The sequence below is a fragment of the Actinomadura geliboluensis genome (assembly GCF_005889745.1).
GTDB lineage: Bacteria > Actinomycetota > Actinomycetes > Streptosporangiales > Streptosporangiaceae > Spirillospora > Spirillospora geliboluensis.
Genome location: NZ_VCKZ01000079.1, coordinates 1 through 24,858 on the forward strand (window position 1 = coordinate 1; position 24,858 = coordinate 24,858).

Genomic DNA, 24,858 nt, shown 5'->3' on the forward strand with positions numbered 1-24,858 from the left:
ACTCCGGGGAGGGGGAGCACTCCGCGGCGCGCCCGGTAGCGTGATCGGTATGCATGCGATCGTGATCCGCGAGCCGGGCGCCCCTGACGTCCTGGAGTGGACGCAGGTGCCGGACCCGGAGCCGCAACCGGGCGAAGTGCTGATCGATGTGGCGGCGAGCGCGGTGAACCGCGCGGACGTCATGCAGCGGCTGGGCTTCTACCCGCCGCCGCCGGGCGCTCCGCCGTACCCCGGGCTGGAGGTGTCCGGCCGGGTCTCGGCCCTGGGCGCCGGCGTCACCGGATTCGCCGCCGGCGACGAGGTGTGCGCGCTGCTCGCCGGGGGAGGGTACGCCGAACGGGTCGCCGTGCCCGCCTCGCAGGTGCTCCCGGTGCCGCGCGGGGTGGACGTCGCGGCCGCCGCCGGACTCCCGGAGGTCGCGTGCACCGTGTGGTCGAACGTGTTCTGGCTGGGTGAGCTGCGCAAGGACGAGACTGTCCTCGTCCATGGGGGCGGCAGCGGCATCGGGACGTTCGCCATCCAGCTCGCCAAGGCGCGTGGCGCGCGTGTGGTGACGACCGTGGGCAGCGCGGAGAAGGCGGCCCGCTGCCGCGAACTCGGCGCGGACGTCGCCGTGAACTACCGCGAGGACGACTTCGTCGACAGCGGCCCGTACGACGTGATCCTCGACCTGATCGGCGCCAAGTACCTGGCCCGGAACGTGGAGGCGCTCGCCACCGGCGGACGGCTGATGGTGATCGGCCTCCAGGGCGGCGCCAAGGCGGAGCTGGACCTCGGCAAGCTGCTGCGCAAGCGGGCGCTGGTGCACGCGACGACGCTGCGGGCCCGTCCCCTGGAGGAGAAGGCGGAGATCGTGGCCGGGGTCCGCGAGCACGTGTGGCCGCTGCTGGAGTCGGGGGACGTCCGTCCGGTCATCGACCGGTCCTTCCCCATGGCGGACGCGGCGCGCGCGCACGAGCTGATGGAGGAGAGCGGTCACGTCGGCAAGATTCTGTTGACCGTGTGAGGATGTGATGTTTATGAGCGAGCCTTCGAAGAACCAGTCTGAACAGGAACCGCAGGTCCTCGTGGTCGGCCCCAACGGCATCGCCATGGAGAGCGCCGGCGAGGGCGAGTCCGAGGGCAAGTCGGTCACCGAGATGGTCGAGCAGCCCGCGAAGGTCATGCGGATCGGCGGGATGATCCGGCAGCTCCTGGAGGAGGTCAAGGCGGCCCCGCTGGACGAGGCGAGCCGGGCCCGGCTGCGGGAGATCCACAAGTCGTCCATCAAGGAGCTGGAGGACGGCCTCGCCCCCGAGCTGGTCGAGGAGCTGGAGCGGCTGTCGCTGCCGTTCGCCGAGGGATCGGTGCCGAGCGAGGGCGAGCTGCGGATCGCGCAGGCGCAGCTCGTCGGCTGGCTGGAGGGGCTGTTCCACGGCATCCAGACGACGCTGTTCGCGCAGCAGATGGCGGCGCGGGCGCAGCTGGAGCAGATGCGCCGCGCGCTGCCCGCCGGCATGGTGCCCCCCGGCGAGGAGGAGCCGCAGTCCCGGCCGCGCTCGTCCGGCCCCTACCTGTAGGACGCCCCCGGCCGCACCCTCCGGCGAGGGTGCGGCCGCCCGCTACGGGAAGAGCCGCTCCAGGACCTCGGCCACGCCGTCGTCGTCGTTGCGGGACGTCGTGTGCGTCACCGCGGCCCGCACCAGCGGGTGCGCGTTGCCGACGCCGTAGGACGTGCCCGCCCAGGTGAGCATCGGCAGGTCGTTGGGCATGTCGCCGAACGCCACGACGTCGGCGGCGGCGAACCCGTGCTCGGTGCACAGCGCCGCGAGCGCGCTGGCCTTGGTGACGCCGAGCGCGCTCATCTCCAGCAGCCCCCGCTGGGACGAGTGCGTCACCGTGACGATGTCGCCCACCGCCTGCACCGCCTTCTCCGAGAGCGTGTCGGGGTCGGAGTCCGGGTGGAAGGCGAGCAGCTTGGTGCCGGGCCTGGTGACCAGTTCGGCTGCGGTCACGCGGCGGCCGCCGAGGGCCTCCACGTCCCAGCGGCCGAGGTGGTAGTTGTCCTCGAAGTAGAACCCGGACGGGTGCTCCACCGCGAACTGCAGTTCGGGCGCGATGCCGCGCAGCCGCCCGACCGCCTCCGCGATCACCTCCGGTGTGATCTCCCGCGCCTCCAGGACGGTCTCGGTGTGCAGGTCGTAGACGACGGCGCCGTTCGCGCAGATCGCGACGCCGTGGTGGGCGACGGCCGCGGCCACGTCGGCCATCCAGCGCGGCGGCCGCCCGGTGACCATGACGAGCATCGCCCCGGCCCGCTCGACCCGGGCCAGGGCGTCGACGGTCCGGGCGGAGATCGTGCCGTCGGAGCGCACGATCGTGCCGTCGAGGTCGGTCGCGATCACGCGCGGCGAAGACTGGCTCATGTCACCTTCCAGGGCAGATGCCACAAACCATAGGCGACGCCACCGACGCCGGACGGCCGAGGGTCAGCGCTTGACCGGCTCCAGGACGTCCTGCCCGAGGAACTTGCGCAGCGCCTCCGGCACCCGCACCGACCCGTCCGCCTGCTGGTGGTTCTCCAAGATCGCGACCATCCACCGGGTCGTCGCCAGCGTGCCGTTCAGCGTCGCGACCGGCTGGTTCTTGCCGTCGGCGTCGCGGTACCGGACGGACAGCCGCCGCGCCTGGAACTCCGTGCAGTTGGACGTCGAGGTGACCTCGCGGTAGGTCTGCTGCGTCGGCACCCACGCCTCGCAGTCGTACTTGCGGGCCGCGCTGGAGCCGAGGTCGCCCGCCGCGACGTCGATCACCCGGTACGGGAGCTCGACCTTCGCGAGCATCTCCTTCTCCCAGTCCAGCAGCCGCAGGTGCTCGGCGTGGGAGTCGGCCGGGTCGCAGTAGGAGAACATCTCCACCTTGTCGAACTGGTGGACGCGGATGATGCCGCGCGTGTCCTTGCCGTAGGAGCCGGCCTCGCGGCGGAAGCACGACGACCACGCCACGTACCGCCGCGGCAGCTCGTCGACGATCTCGTTCATGTGGTACGCGGCGAGCGGGACCTCCGACGTCCCGACCAGGTACAGGTCGTCGTCCGGGAGCCGGTACACCTCGGCGGCGTGCGCGCCGAGGAACCCGGTGCCCTCCATCGCCTCCGGCTTCACCAGCACCGGCGGGTACATCGGCGTGAACCCGTTCGCGACGGCCGTCTCCATGGCGAGGTTCAGCAGCGCGTACTGGAGCCGCGCGCCGACGCCCGTCAGGTAGTAGAACCGTGCGCCGGACACCTTCGCGCCGCGCTCCATGTCGATGGCGCCGAGGCTCTCGCCGAGCTCCAGGTGGTCCTTCGGCTCGAAGTCGAACGCGGGCGGCTCGCCGACGTGCTCCAGGACGACGAAGTCCTGCTCGCCGCCGGGCGGGGCGCCCTCCTCGATGAGGTTCGGGACGCCCTTCAGCAGGGCGTCGAGCTCCGCGCCGAGCCGGTCGGCCTCCGCCTCCCGCTCCTTGACCTGCTGCGCCAGCTCCCTCGCGCGGACGAGCAGCGCGTCGCGCTCCTCGCCCTTGGCCTTGGACACCGACTTGCCGAAACTCTTCTGCTCCGCCCTGAGCTGCTCGAACGAGGTCAGCGCGGAGCGGCGCCTCCCGTCCAGGTCGAGCAGCCGGTCGACGACGGCGTCATCCTCACCGCGGGCGCGCTGCGACGCGCGCAGCCGCTCCGGATCCTCTCGAAGAGCTCGCAGGTCAATCACAGACCCGAGGCTACCGTTCCGAGCCCCGCGCCCGCGCGCGCATAACCGCGCTTCTACCGGACGCCGCTCGCGAGCAGGGCGTGCGCGGGCAGCGCGACCTTGCCGCCGTCCACCCCGTAGTCGGCGATGATCGTGTCGTAGGCGTCCTTGATCCGGGCGACGGTCTCCGCGTCCTGCCGCCCGACGATGACGCCGTTGGTGCCGACCCCGGACAGCGCGCCCGTCTCCCACCACTCCTCGGGGTCGACGACGTGCTCCCAGGTCACCTCCTCGACCGCGACCTCGGCGATGCCGGCCTCCGTCACCAGCCGCCGGAACGGCGCCGCCTCCCCGTACTCCATGAACGGCGACTGCGGGATGTCGTCCGGCCACGGCACCCCGGCCTGCTCGATCGCCTCCCGGACGATCCCGAGGGCCCCGCTGCCCGGCATCACCCAGCAGCTCAGCGCGAGCCGCCCGCCCGGCCGCAGCACCCGCCGCAGCTCGGCGATCGCGGCGCCGGGGTCGCTCACGTGGTTGATGACGCAGTTGCCGGCGACCGCGTCGAACGTCCCGTCGGCGAACGGCACGTCCGGCAGGACGGCGACCCGCACGTCCAGCCCGGGGACGTTCCGCCCGGCCGCCTCCGCCATGCTCGCCTCGGCGTCCACCGCCGACACCTCGGCGCCCCGCCGGGTCGCCTCCAGCGCGACGAACCCGGGGCCCGTCCCGACGTCGAGGAACCGCGTCCCGCCGGTCACCCCGGCCGCGTCGAGCAGCGGACCGGCCAGGTAACGGGTGAGCCGGGCGAAGCCCCGCTCGTACGCGGGGCCCCGCCCGGCCCACAGTTCCCGCTCGTAAAGATCGAAGTCCTTGGCCACCAGGGCAGCCTACGTCAGCGCACGTCCACGTAGTCGTCCCGATACGTCTTGATGTAACTGGACGTCGCCGAGGTGTACGCGCGCCAGGTGCCGTCCTTGGTCGCCTTGAACCCCTTACGGAAGCGGCCGTACTTGTCGGCCTTCTGGGAACCCATGTACGTCCACTTGGACGACCCCTTCGGCAGGAAGTAGAACGCGATCGTCTTCGAGCCGTAGGGCTTCCACCGGTCGGTCTCCCGGTAGAGGGCCCCCATCACGGTGACGGTGCCGCCCTTCCGCACCGGCTCCGGAGCCGCGTTGAAGTCGAGGATCTTCGTCCGGTAGCGGACGTCCACGTAGTCGGTTCCGCCGACGGACGGCTCGGCGTAGTCCCCGCGCGGGACCACCGCGCGCCAGTACCCGTCCCGGTCCGCGCGCCCCTCGAAGCGGAACGTGCCGTCGCCGTTCACCCCCACGGCGGCCTTGGTGCTCCACTTCTTCCGGTCGGTGGAGAACTGCAGCTGCGCCGTCGCGTTCGCGTACGCGCCGACCCACCGGCCGTCGGCCAGCCGGTTCATCACGCGCCCGCTCCCCGTGACCATGTTGCCCCGGCCGACCGGCTCGGGCGCCGCGTTGAAGCCCGTGACGGACGTCCGGTACGCGACGGGCCGGTTGGTCGTGTACGCGCTCGACATCAAGTAGCCGTAGTAGTCGTCGGGAAGGGTCTGCGGCTCGTTGGCGAAGGTGACGCTCCAGGCACCGGGCTCCGTCACGGTGACCTTCGCCGTGTAACCGCCGTCGGCGCCGGTCACGGGCCTGCCGACGACGCTCCAGTCGCCGCTCTTCGTCGCGTTGAAGCTCAGGCTGAGCTGCTTGCCCGCGAGCGGCGCCCAGACGCCGGCGCGGTCCCTGCGCTCCAGCCGCCCGGTCACGGTGACCTGGTCGCCCACGATGAGGCGGGCGGGCATGGCCAGCGAGAGGCGGGTTTGGAGGCGCACCTTCGCGATCGGGATCTCCGCGCTCTTCGCGGGCCGGTACAGGAACCCGCCGCCGTAGGTGAGCTGCGCGTCGGCCGTCGTGACGACGTCGCCGGTCCCCTGTACCCGGCCGTCCGCCCCGGTGACCGCCGAGGGCGCCGGCCCGGCCGCGCCGTTGAGACGCAGGGTGGCGCCCTCCACGGGGGCGAGTGCCCCGTCCGCGCCACGGCTCATCAGCCGGCCGCCGAAGGCGACCTCGGGGTGCTCGACGTCGACGATCCGCGGCGTGACGTCGAAGTCGGTGATCAACGTGTCGAGGCCGTTGTCGATGGTGGCGCGCTGCCGGAACACGGTCGTCACGTCCGCGTTGCTCAGCTCGACGTCGACCCACCAGCGGCCCTGCTCGACCGCGACCGCGGACCTCGTCCGCCACACGCCGTTCACGGCGGTGCCCTCGACGAGTTCGAAGTCGTCCACGGTGAGCGGCTCCGCGGTGCCGCCGGAGTACGGCCGCACGACGGCGCGCACCTTCGTGATGTCGACGGACGAGTCGGCCGCGACCTCGATCTTCGTCGTCCCGCCGGGCGACAGGACGCGGGTCTCCCGCACCCGCAGGTACGCCCCCGCGGCCGCGGGGGCGGCGGCGAGGGAGAGCGTCACGACGACGGCCGTGACCAGGGCGAGCAGTCGGCGCACCGCGCCTCCAAGATCAGTAGTTGTCATCAGGGGCCCGGCCTCAGCGCACGTCCACGTAGTCAGTGGGCGCGTTGGACGCGATATAGGTGCCGCTCCCCGCGTACTTCGCCATCCACGTGCCGTCCTTGGACGCGGTGAACGTCTTCTTGAACCAGCCGTCGCTTCCCGTCTTGGTGTCGGCCATCCACTTCCACGTGGACGTGCCGGCCGCCTTGAAGTAGACGGAGATCTTCGCGCCCGGCGCCACACTCGACGAGGGCCGGTAACGGTACAGCCGACCCTTGACCGTGATGGTCTTCCCCTTGCTCACCGGCTCGGGAGAGGCGTTGAAGTTGTACATGTTCGTTCGGTACTTGACGTCGATGTAGTCGACCCAGCTGATCAGGGGCGCGTTCCGCTCGTTGCCCGGGTAGCGGAGGCGCCAGTAGCCGTCCTGCTTCACGGGCTTGTCGGCGATGAAGTAGAAGTCCCCCGGTCCGGCCAGCGTCCAACTCTGGAAGACCGTCCATGTCCTGCCGTCCGGGGAGAACTCCAGGTACACCGGCAGATCCGTGTCGGTGGCGTAGGAATTCAGCCTGCCGCTCACGCTCATCAAACTGCCGTAGGGGAAGGGCTCCGGGCCCGGGTTGAATCCGCTGAGTTGCAGCATGTTGCGGACATTGAGCGCGCCGAGGCCGACCTCGGAGGGAGCGAAGAACCCGCCGCCCATGTAGCGAGCGACCACAGTGGCCGACGCCCCCTCGTTCCGGCCGGCCTTGAAGGTGGTCCGGAACGTGCCGTCCGCCTCCGTCCGCACCCCACGGGGAAAGGAGAAGGCCACTTCGGCGGGCACCTCGACGCGGACCTCGCCGTCGGCAACGGGCACGGGTCCGGCAGGGCTCAGCCGGACGACCTTTCCCTCCACCGTCATGTCCGTGAACGGCACCACCGTCGACGACGGCATCATCTTCGCGGTGATCTGCGTGGCCTGCTTCTCGACGGTGATCGGGGCGGCCCGGTGCGTCCCGCAGAGCTGCCCCTGCGAGAGGAGCTGGACGGTCGGAGCGGTGTCGCCCCTCGTGCTCAGGGTGAACGAACCGTCCTCACCCGTGGTCGTGGAATCGTCCCCGTACTGTGCGCTGACCTTCGCGCCCCGCGCCGGTTCCTGCGCGGCCTCGCGGTACTTCTGGACCAGGACCCTGCCGCGCATCGTCACGTCGGAATGCTCGAAGTCGATGACGTCCGGCGAGTTCGTCAAGTCGGCGATGGTCGTCATGTAGCAGTCGTAGAACTGGCTGTACCGCGTGACGGTGGCACCGTCGGCCGTGGCGACGAGCACCTCCACACGGGTCGTGCCGGGGCGGGCCTCGATGTCGGAGCGGAAGGCCGCCGTCCAGACGCCGTCGTGCTCGGTTCCCTCGGTCAGCGTGAGGTCGACCGTGGCGTACGGCTCCGCGTCGAGGCTCTGGTAGTGCATCTTCGCGCGCACGCTGGTGACGCCGCTCTCCGACTTCGCCTTCATCGTGAGCTTCACGACGCGGTCCTTGGCCAGCCGGTCGAAGTCCAGCGTGAGCAGGACGCCCGTCGCGTCCGCCTGCGCGGCGGTCGCGGGGACGAGCAGGGCCGATGCCGCGAGCGCGGCGGCCGCGAAGAGGGCAGAACTTCGACGCACGGGGTCTCCAAGGAAAAGAGATAAGTAGGTGCCGAGCGGTGGGGACCGGCGCCGCCCGCGCCGGTCCCCACCCATGCGGCCTAGGTCAGCGCACGTCCACGTAGTCGGTGGGCGCGTTCGAGGCGAGGTAAGTGCTGCTTCCCGGGTACTTGGCCATCCAGGTGCCGTCCTTGGACGCGGTGAACGTCTTCCGGAACCAGCCGTCGCTTCCCGTCTTGGTGTCGGCCATCCACTTCCACGTGGACGTGCCGGCCGCCTTGAAGTAGACGGAGATCTTCGCCCCCGGCGCCACGCTCGACGCGGGCCGGTAACGGTAGAGAAGGCCCTTGACCGTAATGGTCTTCCCCTTGCTCACCGGCTCCGGCGAGGCGTTGAAGCTCGTCATGTAGGTCCGGTACTTGACGTCGATGTAGTCGGCCCAGCTCGTGTAGGGCTCGGTGTAGCCCCCGGCGGGGACGACCGCGCGCCAGTACCCGTCGCGCACCGGCGGGACCTCGAAGTGGAAGCTGCCGTCCCCGTCGAACACCTGGGTGGCCTTGTTGGTCCAGGACTTGCCGTCGGGGGAGAACTGCAGCACCACGGTCCCGATGGCCGGGGCCGGGGTCCATGTGCCGTCGGCCATCTTGCGCAGGATGGTGCCGCTTCCCGTCAGCTTCCTGTCCAGCGCGACGGGCTCGGGGGCGGGGTTGAAGCCGGTCATGGACGTCCGGTACGCGACCATGCGCACGTTGGTACCGGCGTAGGACAGCTCGTAGCCGTAGTAGTCGTCCGGCAGATTGGCGGGATCGTTGGCGAAATCAATGGTCCACGCGCCGTCGGCGGTGATGGTGACTTGGACGCTGTAGTTCCCGTTGGCGTCCGTGGTCGGCGTGGCGATGGTGTGCCAGTCGCCGCCGGTCGCCAGGTCGAACTGGAGGTCCAGCTCCTTACCGGCCAGCGGGCCCCAGACGCCGTCGCGGCTCAGCCGTTCCAGGCGGCCGCTCACGGTGACCTTGTCACCGACGATGAGGCGGTCGGGCATGGAGAAGCTGAGGCGGGTCTTGAGGCGCTGCTTGGTGATGCGCGTCGCCGCGCTCTTCACGGGGCGGTAGGCGGCATCGCCGCTGAAGGCCAGGACGGCGTCGCCCGTCTTGGTGAACTCCGTGGTCCCGGCGGCGCGGCCGTCCGCGCCGGTGACGGCGGTGGCGATCTCACCGTCGGGCCTCGTCAGGCGCAGCGTCGCGTTCGCCACCGGCTGCAGGCTTCCGTCAGAAGCTTTGGACAGCAGCCGCCCCTTGAACGTGCCGCGCGTGTTCTCCACGTCGATCGTGGTCGGTCCGATCTCGACCTCGGTGAGGACGGTGTCGGCGCCGTTCTCGATGACGGCCCTGTCGTTGTACACGAGCGTCCGGTCGGCGTTCGTCAGCTCGACGTCGACCCCCCAGCGGCCCTCGCCGACGGTGAGAGCGGACTTCGTGCGCCACACGCCGTCCTTGGCGGTGCCCTCGACGAGCTCGAAGTCGTCCACCGCGGTGGACGAGTCGCCGCCCACGGGGTGGACGAGGACGCGCACCTTGGAGATGTCGGTCTCGGAGGTCGCGGACACCTCCAGCCGGGTCGTCGCTCCGGGCGAGAGGACCGTGACCGAGCGCAGCACCGGGTAGGCGGCGGCCGCCGCAGGAACGGCGGCCAAGGAGAGGACGGTGGTCAGTATCGCGACCAGGGCGAGCAGTCGGCGCACGGAGCCTCCATGATCAAGGGTGCATGGAGGAGACGCACTTCACATTCGGGTGGTTTACCTCGAAATCCGATATTTCGGGCACAGAATGATCACGGAGGCGCCGTGCGGGGTCAGTGCCGGTGCGGCGGGACGGCGCAGGTGTCGTCGGTGCAGGCTTCCGCGTCGCCGCCGATGGTGGTGAGGGCGGGGTTGGCGTCCGTCCAGGCGCGGTTGAGGGCCTCGGTGAACGCCTCGGGCGGCTGGGCGCCGGAGACGCCGTAGCGGCGGTCGAGGACGAAGAACGGGACGCCGGTCGCGCCGAGGGCGGCGGCCTCGCGCTGGTCGGCCTCCACGTCGGCGGTGAACGCGCCGGAGGCGAGCGCCTCGCGAGCGGCGTCGGCGTCCAGGCCCGCCTCGGCGACGACCTGGACCAGGGAGTCGCGGTCGAACACCGAGCGGCGGTCGGTGAAGTGCGCCTTGTAGAGGGCCTCGACGACCTCGTCCTGGATGCCCTGCTTCGCCGCCAGGTGGACGAGCCGGTGCGCGTCCACGGTGTTGCCCGCGCGGCCGCCTTCCAGGTGGTACTCCAGGCCCGCCGCCGCGGCGCGCTCCTCCATCTGCCGGTTCATCTCGACGGCCTGCTCGCGCGTCATGCCGTACTTCTCCGCCAGCATGTCGGCCACGTCGACGGTCTCCCCGGGCGGGAAGGTCGGGTCGAGCTGGAACGAGCGGTGCACCACCTCTACGTGGTCGCGGTGCTCGAACCCTTGGAGGGCCTTCTCGAAATGCCGCTTGCCGATGTAGCACCAGGGGCAGACGACATCGGACCAGATCTCAACGCGCACGGGGCAACCCTTCGATTAGGAGTCACCCCCTAGCAACACGCGGAGGACCGAATCTGTTTCAGCTCTGGCGGCCGGTGCGGATCGAGGTCAGCCAGTCGGCGGCCTCGGTGAAGTCGGCGTCGTGGGTGCCGCGCCGGATCTCGGGGCTGACACTGTCGGCGCGCGGGTAGGAGCCGACGAAGCGGAGGTCGGCGCAGACGCGGCGCAGCCCCATCAGGGCCTCGCCGACGCGGGCGTCGGAGACGTGGCCCTCGAAGTCCATCCAGAACAGGTAGGAGCCGAGGCCGGCGCCGGTCGGGCGCGACTGGATCAGCGTCAGGTTGATGCCGCGCATGGAGAACTCGGTGAGGATCTCCAGCAGGGCGCCCGGGTGGTCCTCGCCGATGAAGGCGACGACGGTCGTCTTGTCGGTGCCGGTCGCGGCGGGCGGCGGGCACGGGCGGTGCAGGACGACGAAGCGGGTGACGGCGTCGGCGACGTCGTGGATGTCCTCGGCGAGGACGGACAGGCCGTAGCGGGCCGCGGCGAACGAGCCGGCGAGCGCCGCGTCGTAGTGGCCGTCGGCGACGTGCTGGGCGGCCTCGGCGTTGGACGTGGCGGCGCGCCACTCGGCGTCCGGGACGTTCTCCAGCAGCCAGCGGCGGCACTGCGGCTGCGCGATCGGATGCGACGCGACCGTCTTGATGTCGTCCAGCGCGGTGCCGGGCCGCACGAGCAGCGCGAACGACACCGGCAGATGGACCTCGCCGACGATCTGCAGGGGCTCGCCGGTGGCCAGCTCGTCCAGCGTGGTGGGGACGGAGCCCTCGACGGAGTTCTCCAGCGCGACGACCGCCGTGTCGGCCTCGCCGGTGCGCAGCGCCTCCAGGACGGCCGGGACGGTCGCGTACGGGAGGTGCTCGGCGGCGGCGGCGCCGGGGAGGGTGAGCAGCGCCGCCTCGGTGAACGTGCCCTGCGGACCCAGGTAGGCGTAGCGCGCTGTCCTGTCGTCTGCGGTCACGGGTCCCCCGGGGCGAACGGTGTGGTGGAGTGCCTCTGACGTGAGGCGAGATACCCGAGTCTACTTCCCGGCGGGCGGAGCCTGGAGCGTCAGGTGGGCGGAGCCCGGAGCGTCAGGCGCGGGCCGAGGTGCGCTCGCCGCCGCCGAAGTCGGGCAGCGGGTCGTCCATCGAGACGACCGGGCCCTTGCCGAGCCGGGCCGCGCGCAGGGCGTGGCTCTCCTCGGGGGACAGCATCTCCACCGGGTGCCCGGCCTGCACGACCTTGGCGTAGGTGCGGGTCTCGGTGCGCCCGTTGATGGAGCTGACGACGACGCCGTCGCCGACCGCGTTGATCAGCGCGAGGGAGAACGACCGGTGCCCGGACATCTCCTTCAGTGCGTCGTAGTGGACGATGGCGAGGTCGCGCAGCGCGCGCTCGTCCACCGATCCGCTGGCGACCTGGAGCTGGCGCCTGAGCATTTCCCCGCACTCGTCGACGACCTGGTTGACCCGGTTGTGCGCGACCACCGCGATGGAGAGGCCCGCAACACCGGCGACCAGGCCCGCGACGGCCACCGCGACTAGCATCACGGGGCGAGCGTACCCACCTCGACCTCCGGTTGCGAAGGATCCTCCCGGCCGGCGTCCGGTTTCAGCCGGTTCACCAGCCAGCCGCCGAGCAGCGCCATGGCGGCGAGCGCCGCGATCCCGAACGAATCCCGCAGGACCTGGCCTGCGAATTCCGCTATGACGGAGTGTTCCGGGCCGATCCACGCACGTCCCCACCAGGGGAGCGGCCACAGGAACAGCAGCCACACGGCCCCCGCGAACAGACATCTTCGCGTGTCCCGTCCATCACCGGCCAAAGCCCCAATGACCGCGATCATCCAGACAAGGTGGTGGATCCATCCCACCGGGGACAGCATCACCGACAGCAGCCCGGTGATCGCGACGCCGGCGAGCAGCAGGCTGGAGGCGTCCGGGCCGGTCAGCTCGTCGGCGGCCAGGGTGGCGCGGCGGGCCCACCGGAAGCCGGCGTAGGCGACGGCCAGGGCCAGCACGAGCCACACCGCCGTCCGGACCGGGCCCTCGTCGAAGATCCGCGCGACGATCCCCTGCACCGCCTGGTTGGTGGTGCCGTCGACCGCGCCCGTCCGGTCGCCGCCCTGGAGCAGCGCCCCGAACCAGTAGGCGGACGAGTCGGCGGGCAGCAGCATGAACCCGCCGAGGGTCGCGGCGGCGGCGGTCAGCACCGCGTTGACCAGCGCGTCCCGCCGCCCGGTGAGCAGGAAGTAGATGAGGAAGACGCCCGGCACCAGCTTGATCGCGACGGCCAGCCCGACCAGCGCGCCGCGCGGCCACCGGGGCGTGCGGGCGCAGCAGTCGGCGAGGCACATCGCGAGCAGGAACAGCCCGACCTGCCCGAACCGGACCTGGTCGCGGACGGGGTCGAGCCACGCCATCGCGGCGAACAGGACGCCGGCGGTGAGCGGCGCCCAGCGCCCGGTCCGGCGGATGAGGTCGCGGAACGCGAACCACACCACGATCGCCAGCGCGACGTAGATCAGCACGACCCAGGTCCACTGCGCGACCGGCCAGGAAAGCAGCGTGAACGGCACGGCGAGCGCGGCGGCGAACGGCGGGTAGGTGAACGGCAGCAGCTGCGGCGGCTGGGTGAGGAACTCGTACAGCGGCGCCCCCCGCAGCACGGCCAGGCCGCCCTCCCGGTACACCTCCAGGTCGACGAGCCGCTGGTCGGGCGGGTTGGTGAGCCACCGGGACGCGATCGGGACGACCGCGATCACGGCGACGGCGATACCGGCGAGGAGAAAGGGCAGGCGCGACCGCCGGACCCGCCCGCCGCCGACCTGATGCGCCCTGGGACCGTCCACAGCCCGCAGGATATGGCCCCAATGCGGTAGTAGCGCTCTTTTGACGTGCTCCCGGGCCCAGGGGGTCGGGGGGGCAGCCTGCGCCGCGTGTGCGGCGCTTCTGCGGCTTCCTGTTTCACCGAGCCCCGCCTCCCTGAGCAGGAGGTCTTATGGACTCTCCGCAGGCGTTTAACCTCTCCGCCCGTCCGGCGGCGAGAATGTTGATGGCGGCGTTGACATCGCGGTCGTGCACCGCACCGCACGAGCAGGCCCATTCCCGGACGTGCAGCGGCATTGACTCGGCGACCCTCCCGCATGCTCCGCAAAGCTTGGAGGAGGGGAACCAACGGTCCACTTTCACCAGCGTGCGGCCATGCCGTTCGGCCTTGTACTCCAGCATCGCCGCGAACTGGGACCAGCTTGCGTCGTGCACACTCTTGGCGAGCCGAGTGCGGGCAAGACCGTACACGCAAAGATCCTCCAGGTAGACCGCTTGGTTGTCGCGGATCAACTGGGTGGAGAGCTTGTGGTGATGTTTCCGCCGCGAATCGCGGACGCGGGTGTGCAGCCGCGCGACCTTCACGACGGCCTTCTTGCGGTTCTTTGAGCCCTTCTGCTTGCGGGACAGCGCCTGCTGAGCCTTGCGGAGACGTCGTTCGGCGCGGCGCAAGAACCTCGGGTTGGCGATCTTCCGGCCCGCAGAGGTCACCGCGAAGTGCGTCAACCCCAGATCGATGCCTACCTCGGACGCGGTCTCCGGCAGCGGCTCGTCGGCGGTCTCGACGACGAACGAGGCGAAGTATCGCTCGGCCGCGTCCTTGAGCACCGTCACTGACGACGGTTGCGACGGCAACTCCCTCGACCACCGCACCCGCACGTCGCCGACCTTCGGAAGCCGCAGCTTTCCGCCCGCCGTGATCGTGAAGCGGGCGTTGCGAGTGAAACGGATCGCCTGCCGCCGGTCCTTGCGGGATCGGTATCGGGGCGCCGCGACTGCGCGCCCCTTCCGCTCACCCGACAGTGACGCGAAGAAGTTGCGGTAGGCGGTGTTCAGGTCCGCCAGAGCCTGCTGCAGAACGACGGACGACACCTCGCCCAGCCACGCCCGCTCGACGGTCTTCTTCGCCTGCGTGATCACTACCTTGGACAGCTCTCCGTCCGACAGGTACGGCTGCCCGGCCGCATGCGCCTCCTTCCGTGCGCGCAGGGCGTCGTTGAACACCACTCGCGCGCACCCGAACGCCCGCGCCAGCGACTGCTGCTGACCGACGGTCGGGTAGATCCGGAAGTTGTACCTAAGCCGCACCAGTTGATTGTACGTCCATGTACATGAGAGATCGTGCTCGTACACTGACGTAATGGAATCGGAAGAGATGAGCGTCGCCGACGTCCGCCGCCAGTTCGCCGACGTCCTCAACAGCGCCGCCGTCCGAGGACGCATCACCTACGTCACCAACCGCGGGCGCCGCATCGCCGCGATCGTCCCCGCCCCCATCGCCGAAGCCGCCGATGAGGACAGCAGGGTCACATGAACCGGCCGGGTCACGGCGCACCAGGGCCCGATGGCCCTCTCGCGCGGGCCCTCGTCCCCGATCCGGAGGCCGGAGCACCGACCCGCATCCCGGTAGCCTTGACGCCATGATGCGCCGGGGGACCAAGATCGCCGTGTTCCTCGCGACCCTCGGGACGGTGCTGACCGCGATCCTCGGCTGGTCCCCCGCGTTCGCCGACGGCCGGGCCGGCGCCGGCACGGGCGCCGCCACCGGGCGGGTCGTGATCGTCGGCGTCCCCGGGCTCATGTGGAGCGACGTCACCCGGGAGAACACGCCGGCGCTGTGGGAGCTCACGGGCGACGGGTCCGCCGCGGGCCTCAGCGTCCGGACGACGCGGGTCAACACCTGCCCCACGGACGGCTGGCTGACGCTGTCGGCCGGGCAGCGGTCCCGGCTGCCGCACGGCGACTGCGCGCTGCCCGCCGCGCCGATCCTGCCGGGGCAGCCCTCCCCCACCGGCCCGCCGCCCGCCGGAGGCGCGATCGCCGCCGGCTGGCCGGCCATCAAGAGCGACAACGCGGGCACCAACTACCACGCCGAGATCGGGCTCCTCGGCGACGCCGTCCACAAGGCGGGCGGCTGCACGCTCGCGGTCGGTCCCGGCGCGGTGTTCGGCGCCGGCGACGGCGGCGGCCGGGTGGACCGCTACGTCGCGTCCCCCGACAAGGTCACCGCCGCCGACTGGGTGCACTGCCCGCTCGCCGCGGTCGACGTGGACGACCTGTTCCGCGGCTACATCGACGCGGGCGTCGACCCGAAGGGCGACCAGATCCCGCTGTCGGAGGCCAAGCGCGCCGACGCCGCCGCCGCTGCCGACCGCCGGGTCGCGCAGGTCGTCAAGGGCGTCCCGCAGGGCACGACCATCCTGCTGGCGGGCCTGTCGGACACCGGCGTCAACCCGCACCTGCGGGTCGCCGTCGCGAAGGGCGACGGGTACGGGCCGGGCTTCATGACGTCCAGCGCCACCCGCCAGGAGGGCCTGGTCACGCTGACCGACCTCACCGCGACCGCGATGAAGCTGCTCGGGCTGCCGCAGCCGAAGCAGGCCGTCGGGTCGGCGTGGAAGTCGCAGCCGTCGAAGGCGTCCACGCAGGACCGGATCGACGCGCTGGAGGACGAGGACGTCGCCGCCCAGGCGATCCGCAACGTGCAGACGTCGTTCTACTGGGTGCTGTTCGCGACGCAGCTCGTCCTGTACGGGGTCGCGGTGGTGGCGCTGCGGCGCCTCGGCGGCGACCGCCGGTCCCGGGCGCGGATACTGGGCGGCACGCGGGTGATAGCGCTGCTGGGCGGGGCCGTGCCGGGCGCGTCGTTCCTCGCCGGGCTGCTGCCGTGGTGGCGGGCCGATCATCCGACCCCGGTGCTGATCTGCACCGTGCTGGGCTTCGCGGGGCTGCTGACGGGCGTGGCGCTGGCCGGCCCGTGGCGGCGCTCCGTGGTGACCCCCGCGCTGATCATCACCGGGGTGACCGCGGCCGTCCTCGCGCTGGACGTGATGACCGGGTCGAACCTCCAGCTCAACACCCTGATGGGGTACACCGCGCTGGTCGCCGGCCGGTTCTACGGCTTCGGCAACCAGGCGTTCTCGCTGTTCGCCGTCGCCGCGATCCTGACGGCGGCGTGGCTGACGGAGTACCCGCTGCGGCAGGGCCGCAAGCTCGTCGCGGTCGCGATCGTCGCCGTGCTCGGGGTGGCCGCCGTCCTGGTGGACGGCCTGCCCGCGTTCGGCAGCGACTTCGGCGGCGTGCTCGCGATCGTCCCCGCGTTCGCGATGCTCGGGCTGATGGTCACCGGGCGGCGCGTGTCGGCGCCGCTGCTCGGCGCGTTCTTCGCGGCCGGCGCGGCGATCGTGCTGTTCATCTCCTACCTGAACGCGCAGAGCGCCAACCCGACGCACCTCGGCCGGTTCTGGCAGGACCTGATGGACGGGGACGCGTGGGGCATCGTCACCCGCAAGTTCAACGCGATGCTGAACAGCCTCGGGTACTGGCCGTACACGCTCGCGATCGCCGCCGCCGTCGTGTTCCTGTTCTTCGTGCTGGCGCGGCCGACGCGGTGGCGGGTGTCGCTGCTGCGGGGCGCCTACAAGCAGAGCCGGTCGATGCGCCCGGCGCTGATCTGCGCGCTGACCATCGGCGTCGTCGGGACGCTGGTGAACGACTCCGGCGTGGTGATCCTGTCGGTGGCGTTCAGCCTGGCGACCCCGCTGATGCTCGCGGCCGGGCTCCGCTCACTGGAGGTCGATCTGAGGAACGCAGACACGCCGCCACCAGCGCGGCCAGAATCGCCAGAAGCGTCCACGGGACCACGGTCGGCCGAACGACGGTGAACAGCCACTCCAGGTCGTCCGGGAGCCGGATGCGGGCGGGTGCGCGGGCCGGCAGGTAGGCGAGGCTGAGCGCGGCGGTGTGGGCCAGCAGGATCCAGTCGATCCGGGTCCAGGGGAGCAGCGCGAGGATCGCCCAGCCGAACCCGTCGTACCAGGGCAGCGCGTAGGGCGCCACGAGCAGCCACGCGAGGACGAGGGCGGCGGCGACGCGCCGGTCCTGCTCCACGCCCTCCTTGGGCAGGGCCCGGATGAGCAGCACGAACAGCGCCAGGCCGAGCAGCATCGCGCCCGTCTTGATGATGTCGCGCTGGGAGCCGCGCCCGAGCGACTCGTCCAGCAGGTGCCAGGGCGTCGCGAACGACACCATGTCGCTCGCCTCGCGGACCTGGTCGAGGGAGTGCGGCCCGGCGAGGGCGTAGGAGACCACGGTGACCGCCGCGGCGCCGCAGGTCAGCGCGGCGAGGCGGCCGAGCGGGCGCCACCGGTGCCCGGTCCGCGCCGAGCGGAGCAGCGCCCAGGCGGGCCCGCCGGCGACGAGCGCGGCGGGCAGCTTGATCGCCGCGCCGGCCCCGGCGAGGGCGCCGGCGGCCAGCGACCGCGCCCATCCGGCCCGCGGCCCGAACACGGCGAGCGCGGCCACCATCGGCGCGATCGCGAGGACGTCGTTGTGCGCGCCCGCGACCAGGTGGAACAGCACGAGCGGGTTGCAGGTCCACAGCAGCGCGGTGCGGAGCCGCCGCTCCTCGGTCTTCGACGCCCGGTAGAGGACCAGCGCCGTCACCGCGAACGCGAGCACGTTCACCACCGACATGACGAACACCGTCAGCCGGACTGAGCCGTCGCCGATCCACGCGGCGAGCGCCTGCTCGCCGGTCGCGATGGGCCCGTACACCGACGGCGTCGTCCGCCACTCCTCGGGCGCCCCGGCGACCGGGTCGCGCGACAGGTCTTCGGCGCTCGTGGCGTACGGGTCGTGGCCGGTCGCCGCCATCCGCCCGTAGGACGCGTAGTTCAGATGGTCGGTGGAGCCGACCGGCGGCATGCACATGAACGCGACCGCCGCCAGCAGCCCGGCGGCGACCAGCGGCAGCGCCCGCACCCGCCAGCCCCTGCGGACGGCGGCGAAGCACAGCGCGAGGCCCGCGGTGCTCGCCACGATCCCCGCGACGACCAGGCCGATCACCAGGTACGGCGACGGGTGGACGTCCAGCGCCCACGGCGGCTGCCCGGGGCGGCCCTCCAGTTCCGGCTCGAACACCGACGGGCCCAGCAGGGCGGTGCCGAGGAAGCAGGCGATGCCGGCCCCGATGCCCCACAGCCCGCCCGTCCCGAGACGGGTCACGGGCGGCTGCCGCGCAGCCGGTCCAGCCGCCGCGCCACCGCCGGGTCGCGGCTCGCGAGCGCCCTCGCGACGTCCCGGAACTGCCGGCCGCGGTGCAGCTGCGCGCGCCAGTCGGTGCCGGTGGCGCGGTGCGCGAGCGGCACCTCCACCTCCCGCACCCGGAAGCCCTGCCGCAGCAGGTCGATGGTGAGGGCCGTCTCCACGCCGAAGCCGGGGGCGAGCGGCAGCGCGGCGTCGAACGCGGCGCGGGTCAGGCACCGCTGGCCGTTGAGGGGGGCGTCGGGCTCCCAGCCGGTGGCGCGGCGGATGCCCTCGCGGGACAGCCGCACCACGAAGCCGTGGCCGCCGAGCTTCACCGTCGTGGTGAACACCGCGATCGTCATGTCGGCGTCGCCGGCCCGGACGGGTTCGACGAGCGGCGCGGCCTCGCGGGCGGTCTCGGCGAGGTCGGCGTCGAGGAACAGCAGGTGGCGGGGCTGGTCGCGGCCTCCGGCGTCGACTCCGTCGAGCAGCCGCGCCGCCTCGGCGCCGGTCTCCATCGCGGCGCCCTTGCCGCGGTTGCGGCTGTGCCGCACGACCCGGGCCCCGGCGTCGCGCGCGACCCGGCCGGTGCCGTCGGACGACCCGTCGTCGACCACCACCACGAGGTCGGCGCCGGGCAACTCCTGGGCGGCCTTGACGGTGGCCGCGATGCGGTCGGCTTCGTCCTTGGCCGGGATGATCACCGCTACGTCCTGCATATCGCGATGGTAGTCGGGTGGCGGCGCGGGAGGCGGCAAGGCGCCGCGAACCGTTACCCGCGCGCCGACGCGGCGACCCCCGGGGTTCACCCGGCAGGCCGCCTCCGCTCGAAGGACGGTTGGTCGGAAGGTGGGACGGCCGGCCGGGACGGCCGGGCCGGATGGTTCGGACGGGTCAGCCGGCGTCCAGCACCGGCGCGGCCTTCGTCACGGTGAAGACGGTGTCGAGCCCGGTGACCTGCAGGATCCGCTGGACGGCCGGGCGCGGGGCGGCGAGTTCCAGCGCGCCGCCCTGCTCCTTGAGCCGCTTCATCGCCGAGAGCAGCACGTTCATGCCGGTCGAGTCGCAGAACTCGACGCCGCTCAGGTCGACCACGACGCGGGTGACCTCCTCGCGGAGCAGCCCCGCGAGGGCCGCCTGCAGCCTGGGCGCGGTGTACAGGTCCAGCTCGCCGGTCGCCGTGACGACGGCGTGACCTCCTTGAGACGCGGTCGAGACATTTAGCTCCACGTTCGGCACACTATCTCGGGAACGGCCGGTGGGCCAGGCAGTTCGCCAAGTCCCCTGTGCGGTGGGTGTTTCCTGGGCGTGTCGCCGCCTTGCCAGCCCCGCACGCTTTGGTTACTACGTACCGTGATGTCCTGGTTTCGGAGTTTCTGCGGCGCGATCACGCCCGGACCATCTCCCCGGTTCCCCCCTCACGGGAGGCCGGAGTGAGAGAGGCTGAGCGGGTGCAACCGAAGGCCGATCCGAGAGAGACCCGGCTCCGCGAACGCCTGGAGGCGATCCGGACCCGCTCGGCGAAGTCCAGCTCGTGGCGGACGTCCACCCAGCTGCTGTCCCGCCTGGTGAACCGGAACGGCTTCGTCCCCGTCCGGACGCGCCTGTCCCGCGAGGACCTCGCCTTCCTCGCCGGCGCCCGGGAGGAGGTCATCGCGTTCGCCGACCTCGGCGTCCGGCTCCTCGACCTGCACCGCCCGCAGGAGTCCGGCGGCATCACCAGCGACCCCGACCGGCCCATCCGCCGCTGCCGGGCCTGCATGTCCCGCTGGCCCTGCCCCACCTTCCGCACGATCGCCGAGACCCTGGAGACCTGAGGCCGCCGGGCGGCCCTACACGGCGGTCAGGGGGAGCCGGACCTCGAAGCGGCAGCCGGGCCCGTCGTTGGCGACGCCGATCCGCCCCGCGTGCGCCTCGACGATGCCGCGGGCGATGGCGAGGCCGAGGCCCGCGCCGCCGCCCGGGGTGCGGGCCGCCTCGCCGCGGAACGCGACGTCGAACACGCGCGGCAGGTCGGCCTCGGGGATGCCGCCGCACGCGTCGGCGACCGTCACCCGCGCCTCCCCGTCGGCGACCTCGCCGATGATCTCGACGGAGCCGTCGCCCGGGGTGTGCCGGATCGCGTTGACGACCAGGTTGCGCAGCGCCCGGCCCAGCTCCCCCGCGTCCACCTGGACGGGCAGCCCCTCGCGGACGTCGCCGCGCAGCCGCACGCCCTTCGCGCGGGCGAGCGCCTCGGTGCCCGCGACCGCCTCCGCGACCAGGTCCGCGAGGCCGACGCGCTCGCGGGACAGGCGCAGCGCGCCCGCGTGGATCCGGGACAGCTCGAACAGGTCGTCCACCATCTCCGTGAGCCGCTCCACCTCGACGCGGATCCGGCCGTGGTAGCGCTGGACGGTGCGCTCGTCGGCGACGACCTCGTCCTCCAGGGCCTCGGCCATCGCGCGCAGGCCGGCCAGCGGGGTCCGCAGGTCGTGGCTCACCCAGGCGACGAGCTCCCGGCGGCTCGCCTCAAGGGCCTGCTCGCGCTCGTGGGACGCGGCCAGCCGGTCGTATGCGGCCTCCAGCTCGCGGGACAGCTCGGCCAGCTCGGCGGGGAGGCGCGCCGCGGGCGAACGGAACCGGTCGGCCCGGACCGCCTCCACCAGCGTGCGGTTCGCGGCCACCAGGCGGCGCCCGAGCAGCACCGACACCGCCATCGCGACCACGCCCGCGGACGCCACGACCGCGAGGACGACCGCCCGGTCATGGTCGTTCAGCACCATCATGAACGAGATCACGATGATGCCGGAGATCGTCGCGAGCACCGTCGCCACGCCCACGACGATCAGCTGGGTGGCGACCGAGCGGCCGCGCAGCACGTACAGGGCGGCGAGCGCCACCGCCGCCACGGTGCACGCGGCGAGCACCGCGTACCAGACGACCCACAGCAGGTCCTCGAAGGGGATCACGGCTCGTCCACCGCGCGCCCGTCCACCACGGGCTCGTCCACCACGGGCTCGTAGCGGTAGCCGACGCCCCACACGGTGACGATGCGGCGCGGGGCGGTCGGGTCGTCCTCGATCTTCTCGCGCAGCCGCCGGACGTGCACGGTCACCGTGGAGGAGTCGCCGAACGTCCAGTCCCAGACCCGCTCCAGCAGCTCGTCGCGGGTGAACGCCCGCCGAGGGTGCCGGATCAGGAACGCCAGCAGGTCGAACTCGCGGGAGGTGAGCGCGAGCCGCTCGCCGCGCAGCTCCGCCTCGTGCGCGCCGACGTCCACCGCGAGGTCGCCGTCGCGCAGCGGCCCGGCCGGGACGGCGGGCACCAGCGCCCCGCGCGCCCGGCGCAGCACCGACCGGACGCGCAGGGCCAGCTCGCGCGGGCTGAACGGCTTCGTCACGTAGTCGTCGGCGCCGGTCTCCAGCCCGACGAGCCGGTCGGTCTCGGCACCGAGCGCCGTCAGCATCACGATCGGCACGGCCGAGGTCGCGCGGAGGCGGCGGCACACCTCCAAGCCGTCCATGCCGGGCAGCATCAGGTCGAGGACGATCAGGTCCGGCGGCTGGTCGAGCGCCCGGCGCAGCGCGGTCGGGCCGTCCGCCACGCAGGCCACCTCGTGCCCGTCGCGGGCCAGGTAGCGGGCGACGACCTCCGCCACCGTCGGGTCGTCGTCGACCACCAGGACGCGTCCCGCGGGGGTCACGGAGTTCACGCAGGACACGGTATGCGGTGGACGCGGCCGCCCCGCGTCCACGTCACCACCCTGTAAGGATTCGCGGCGGCCGTAAGGGTTCGCCTCAGGGGTTCTCAGGGTGCGGCTCCGCCGCGCGTCGGGGACGGGTCAGGGCCAGGGTCGTTCCCAAGGGTGATGTCCCCCGCCGAACCGGCGCATACGGTGGAGACATGGGTAAGACGATCCTGACCATCATCGGCGTAGTGCTCGCGATCTGGCTGGCGATGACCGTCATCGGCGCCATCATCTCGATGCTCAAGTTCTTCTTCTTCATCGGACTCGTCGCCGTCATCGTGGTACTCGCCGTGACCGCCGTGTCCAAGATGTCCAAAAGCCGCTGACCGAGCAGCTCATACCCCTTGCGGGGCGTCGCCGGTGACCGCATGATGCCGGAATAACCAGGCGGTCATCGGCGAAAGGGACATACCGTGCCCGGTCTGACTGAGGTGCTGCGCGAACGCGCACGTTCACATCCCGATCGCCTCGCGTACATCGCGGGCGACAATGAGATCACCTTCCGCGACTTCGACCGGCGCGCCGACCGGGTCGCGAACGCGCTCACCGCCGCGGGCGTCGGCCCCGGCGACCGGGTCGCGATCCTCGACAAGAACTCGCTCGAATACGCCGAGCAGCTGTTCGGCGCGGCCCGCATCGGCGCCGTCCAGGTGCCGGTGAACTACCGGCTGGCCCCCGACGAGGTCGCCTACATCGTCAACAACGCGCAGGCGAAGGTCTTCATCGTCGGGCCGGAGTTCGTCCCCGTCCTCGACGCGATCGCCGGCAAGCTCGAACACACCGACCACATGGTGGTCGTCAACGGTCGGGACCACGCCTACCGGGACTACGCCGCCTGGGTGGACGCGGCGCCCGACACCCCGCCCGAGCACGAGCCCGAGACGTCGGACGTGTTCGTCCAGCTCTACTCGTCCGGCACGACGGGGCTGCCCAAGGGCGTCATGCTGACGCACGACAACTTCCTCGCCGCGCTGAGCGTGACCACCGACGTGTGGGACATCGACGAGTCGTCCGTCCTGATGGTCGCGATGCCGATGTACCACGTCGCGGGCAACGTCCTCACCGTCTCCGCGGTCTACAACGCGATCACCGGCGTCATCGCCCGCGAGCCCGACCCCACCCTGATCGCGCAGGCGATCGAGCGGCACCGCGTCACGCACATCTTCCTCGTCCCGGTCCTGCTGCAGTTCATGCAGCTGATCCCGGAGGTCGCCGCGTGCGACCTGTCCAGCCTGAAGCTGATGCTGTACGGCGCGTCCCCGATCAGCGAGGACGTCCTGCGCGGCGCCATGCGGATGCTGCCGGGCACCGAGTTCATGCAGGTGTACGGGCTCACGGAGGTGACCGGCGCGATCACGATGCTGCCCGCCGCCGACCACGACCCGGACGGCCCGAACACCCACCGGCTGCGCAGCGCCGGGCTCGCCAACGACACCACCGTCCTCAAGATCGTCGACCCGGCGACGCAAGAGGAGGTCCCCGCCGGGCAGGTCGGCGAGATCCTCTGCCGGACCCCGCAGAACATGAAGGGCTACTGGGGGATGCCGGAGGCGACCGCGAGCGCGCTGTCCGACGACAACTGGTTCCGCACCGGCGACGCGGGCTACCTCGACGAGGACGGCTACCTGTACATCCACGACCGCGTCAAGGACATGATCATCTCGGGCGGGGAGAACATCTACCCGGCGGAGGTGGAGAACGTCCTGATGGGCCACCCCGCCGTGTCCGACTGCGCGGTCATCGGCGTCCCGGACGAGCGCTGGGGCGAGACCCCGAAGGCGCTGGTCGTGCTGTCGTCGGACGTCCCCGAGAAGGACATCATCGACTACTGCCGCGAGCACCTCGCCCACTTCAAGTGCCCGAGCTCGGTCGAGCGCCGCGACGAGATCCCGCGCAACCCCACCGGCAAGATCCTCAAGCGCGAGCTCCGCGCCCCCTACTGGCAGGGCGAAGAGCGCTCAGTGCACTGACGTGACCGAACCGCCGGGGGCGTCCACCGCCCCCGGCGGCCGCGTCACTTGAAGCGGACCTCGGCGGACATCGGGCGGTGGTCGGACGTCCGGACGCGGGTGGCGGGGACGCTGCACGAGACCCCGGCCGCCTTCGGGATGAACAGGTAGTCGGTCTTCTGCACGGCGGCGCCCTGCCAGTTCTGACGGGTCATCGCGCCGGTGCGGGACGAGCCGGACTGGTCGCACTCGGCGTAGGCGCCGTAGAGCGGGTCGAGGGCCGGGCTGTCCGGGCTGTCGGCGAAGTCGCCGCCGAGCAGGACGCGGCCGCCGCCGCCGAGCACGGCGAGCGCGCGGGCCTCCTTCTGCCGCCAGTCGCCGCCCTCGGACGGGTCGAGCCGCGTGACGCACACCCGGGTCGCCCACGACGCGACCTCGCCGCACAGCGCGATGCGCGTCCGGCCCGCCGGGGCCGGGAGCTTGGCCTGGCGGGTCTCGGTCAGCGGGCTGTCGGTGCCGATCGCGACGCCGACCCGGCCCTGGCCCTGCGCGCAGGACGCGCCGCCGGGGGTCGCGGCGAACGCCCACGTCCAGGTGCCGGTGGACTTCTCGGCGGTGCGGACCTGCCCCTCGCAGACCTCCTGGAGG

Annotated in this window: 23 protein-coding genes and 1 pseudogene; 7 read left to right on the forward strand and 17 right to left on the reverse strand. The window is 72.0% G+C overall.

Annotated elements, in window-relative coordinates:
* Nucleotides 1-49 precede the first annotated feature (49 nt).
* Complete coding sequence (locus ETD96_RS13505; protein WP_138636676.1) at nucleotides 50-1,006, forward strand: NAD(P)H-quinone oxidoreductase; 957 nt, start codon at nucleotides 50-52, stop codon at nucleotides 1,004-1,006.
* A 13-nt stretch (nucleotides 1,007-1,019) separates the two neighbouring features.
* Nucleotides 1,020-1,559, forward strand: coding sequence for a bacterial proteasome activator family protein (locus ETD96_RS13510; protein WP_138636677.1), 540 nt, complete (start codon nucleotides 1,020-1,022; stop codon nucleotides 1,557-1,559).
* Nucleotides 1,560-1,601: 42 nt separating this feature from the next.
* Here the strand turns inward: ETD96_RS13510 and ETD96_RS13515 are convergent, their stop codons facing one another.
* From ETD96_RS13515 to ETD96_RS13565, 11 genes are all read right to left on the reverse strand, one after another.
* A complete protein-coding gene (locus ETD96_RS13515; RefSeq protein WP_138636678.1) occupies nucleotides 1,602-2,405 on the reverse strand; it encodes a Cof-type HAD-IIB family hydrolase in 804 nt (267 codons plus the stop codon).
* Between the two features lie 63 nt (nucleotides 2,406-2,468).
* A complete protein-coding gene (gene serS, locus ETD96_RS13520; RefSeq protein ID WP_138636679.1) occupies nucleotides 2,469-3,728 on the reverse strand; it encodes a serine--tRNA ligase in 1,260 nt (419 codons plus the stop codon).
* A gap of 53 nt (nucleotides 3,729-3,781) precedes the next feature.
* Complete coding sequence (locus ETD96_RS13525; RefSeq protein ID WP_138636680.1) at nucleotides 3,782-4,588, reverse strand: class I SAM-dependent methyltransferase; 807 nt, start codon at nucleotides 4,586-4,588, stop codon at nucleotides 3,782-3,784.
* A 14-nt stretch (nucleotides 4,589-4,602) separates the two neighbouring features.
* Entirely contained in the window at nucleotides 4,603-6,240 is a 1,638-nt protein-coding gene (locus tag ETD96_RS13530) for a hypothetical protein (RefSeq protein WP_138636681.1), read from the reverse strand.
* A gap of 40 nt (nucleotides 6,241-6,280) precedes the next feature.
* Complete coding sequence (locus ETD96_RS13535) at nucleotides 6,281-7,891, reverse strand: hypothetical protein (protein ID WP_138636682.1); 1,611 nt, start codon at nucleotides 7,889-7,891, stop codon at nucleotides 6,281-6,283.
* Nucleotides 7,892-7,976: 85 nt separating this feature from the next.
* Complete coding sequence (locus tag ETD96_RS13540) at nucleotides 7,977-9,611, reverse strand: hypothetical protein (RefSeq protein WP_138636683.1); 1,635 nt, start codon at nucleotides 9,609-9,611, stop codon at nucleotides 7,977-7,979.
* Between the two features lie 110 nt (nucleotides 9,612-9,721).
* Entirely contained in the window at nucleotides 9,722-10,435 is a 714-nt protein-coding gene (locus ETD96_RS13545) for a DsbA family oxidoreductase (RefSeq protein WP_138636684.1), read from the reverse strand.
* Nucleotides 10,436-10,493: 58 nt separating this feature from the next.
* Nucleotides 10,494-11,435 carry a prephenate dehydratase gene (gene pheA, locus ETD96_RS13550; RefSeq protein WP_138636685.1) on the reverse strand — a complete coding sequence of 314 codons (942 nt, stop codon included), beginning with the start codon at nucleotides 11,433-11,435 and terminating at the stop codon, nucleotides 10,494-10,496.
* A 112-nt stretch (nucleotides 11,436-11,547) separates the two neighbouring features.
* A complete protein-coding gene (locus ETD96_RS13555) occupies nucleotides 11,548-12,003 on the reverse strand; it encodes a DUF4446 family protein (protein WP_138636692.1) in 456 nt (151 codons plus the stop codon).
* On the reverse strand, nucleotides 12,003-13,307 hold the full coding sequence (locus ETD96_RS13560) for a glycosyltransferase 87 family protein (protein WP_240807597.1): 1,305 nt from the start codon (nucleotides 13,305-13,307) through the stop codon (nucleotides 12,003-12,005). The genes ETD96_RS13555 and ETD96_RS13560 overlap by 1 nt, the downstream gene beginning before the upstream one ends.
* Nucleotides 13,308-13,422: 115 nt before the next feature.
* On the reverse strand, nucleotides 13,423-14,592 hold the full coding sequence (locus tag ETD96_RS13565) for an RNA-guided endonuclease InsQ/TnpB family protein (protein WP_138636694.1): 1,170 nt from the start codon (nucleotides 14,590-14,592) through the stop codon (nucleotides 13,423-13,425).
* Nucleotides 14,593-14,644: 52 nt separating this feature from the next.
* Between ETD96_RS13565 and ETD96_RS13570 the strand changes: the two genes are divergently transcribed.
* Nucleotides 14,645-14,818: a type II toxin-antitoxin system prevent-host-death family antitoxin gene (locus tag ETD96_RS13570; protein ID WP_138636686.1), complete on the forward strand. Its 174-nt coding sequence runs from the start codon at nucleotides 14,645-14,647 to the stop codon at nucleotides 14,816-14,818.
* 106 nt (nucleotides 14,819-14,924) lie between these two features.
* On the forward strand, nucleotides 14,925-17,168 hold the full coding sequence (locus ETD96_RS46640; protein WP_138636687.1) for a hypothetical protein: 2,244 nt from the start codon (nucleotides 14,925-14,927) through the stop codon (nucleotides 17,166-17,168).
* 517 nt (nucleotides 17,169-17,685) lie between these two features.
* Here ETD96_RS46640 and mptB read toward each other — a convergent pair.
* The 3 genes and pseudogenes from mptB to ETD96_RS13585 form a co-directional block, all read right to left on the reverse strand.
* Nucleotides 17,686-18,510, reverse strand: a pseudogene (gene mptB / locus ETD96_RS48385) (polyprenol phosphomannose-dependent alpha 1,6 mannosyltransferase MptB); the annotation flags it as partial.
* Nucleotides 18,507-19,250, reverse strand: a complete 744-nt coding sequence (locus tag ETD96_RS13580) for a glycosyltransferase family 2 protein (RefSeq protein ID WP_138636688.1) — start codon at nucleotides 19,248-19,250, stop codon at nucleotides 18,507-18,509. The gene ETD96_RS13580 and the pseudogene mptB, both read right to left, overlap by 4 nt.
* Nucleotides 19,251-19,425: 175 nt before the next feature.
* On the reverse strand, nucleotides 19,426-19,761 hold the full coding sequence (locus ETD96_RS13585; RefSeq protein ID WP_138636689.1) for an STAS domain-containing protein: 336 nt from the start codon (nucleotides 19,759-19,761) through the stop codon (nucleotides 19,426-19,428).
* A gap of 203 nt (nucleotides 19,762-19,964) precedes the next feature.
* On the opposite strand from ETD96_RS13585, the gene ETD96_RS13590 reads away from it, so the two are divergent.
* Nucleotides 19,965-20,348 carry a hypothetical protein gene (locus ETD96_RS13590; protein WP_240807598.1) on the forward strand — a complete coding sequence of 128 codons (384 nt, stop codon included), beginning with the start codon at nucleotides 19,965-19,967 and terminating at the stop codon, nucleotides 20,346-20,348.
* A gap of 15 nt (nucleotides 20,349-20,363) precedes the next feature.
* On the opposite strand, the gene ETD96_RS13595 is transcribed toward ETD96_RS13590, so the two are convergent.
* The gene (locus tag ETD96_RS13595; protein ID WP_240807600.1) at nucleotides 20,364-21,482 is read right to left on the reverse strand and encodes a sensor histidine kinase; all 1,119 of its coding nucleotides are present in this window, start codon (nucleotides 21,480-21,482) and stop codon (nucleotides 20,364-20,366) included.
* Nucleotides 21,479-22,225 carry a response regulator transcription factor gene (locus ETD96_RS13600; protein WP_138636690.1) on the reverse strand — a complete coding sequence of 249 codons (747 nt, stop codon included), beginning with the start codon at nucleotides 22,223-22,225 and terminating at the stop codon, nucleotides 21,479-21,481. The genes ETD96_RS13595 and ETD96_RS13600 overlap by 4 nt, the downstream gene beginning before the upstream one ends.
* A gap of 191 nt (nucleotides 22,226-22,416) precedes the next feature.
* On the opposite strand from ETD96_RS13600, the gene ETD96_RS44645 reads away from it, so the two are divergent.
* On the forward strand, nucleotides 22,417-22,587 hold the full coding sequence (locus ETD96_RS44645) for a hypothetical protein (protein ID WP_171069016.1): 171 nt from the start codon (nucleotides 22,417-22,419) through the stop codon (nucleotides 22,585-22,587).
* An 87-nt stretch (nucleotides 22,588-22,674) separates the two neighbouring features.
* The gene (locus ETD96_RS13605; protein WP_138636691.1) at nucleotides 22,675-24,231 is read left to right on the forward strand and encodes a long-chain-fatty-acid--CoA ligase; all 1,557 of its coding nucleotides are present in this window, start codon (nucleotides 22,675-22,677) and stop codon (nucleotides 24,229-24,231) included.
* 44 nt (nucleotides 24,232-24,275) lie between these two features.
* Here ETD96_RS13605 and ETD96_RS44650 read toward each other — a convergent pair.
* A partial coding sequence (locus ETD96_RS44650) for an endonuclease/exonuclease/phosphatase family protein (RefSeq protein WP_338072547.1) occupies nucleotides 24,276-24,858 on the reverse strand: 583 nt, incomplete at its 5' end.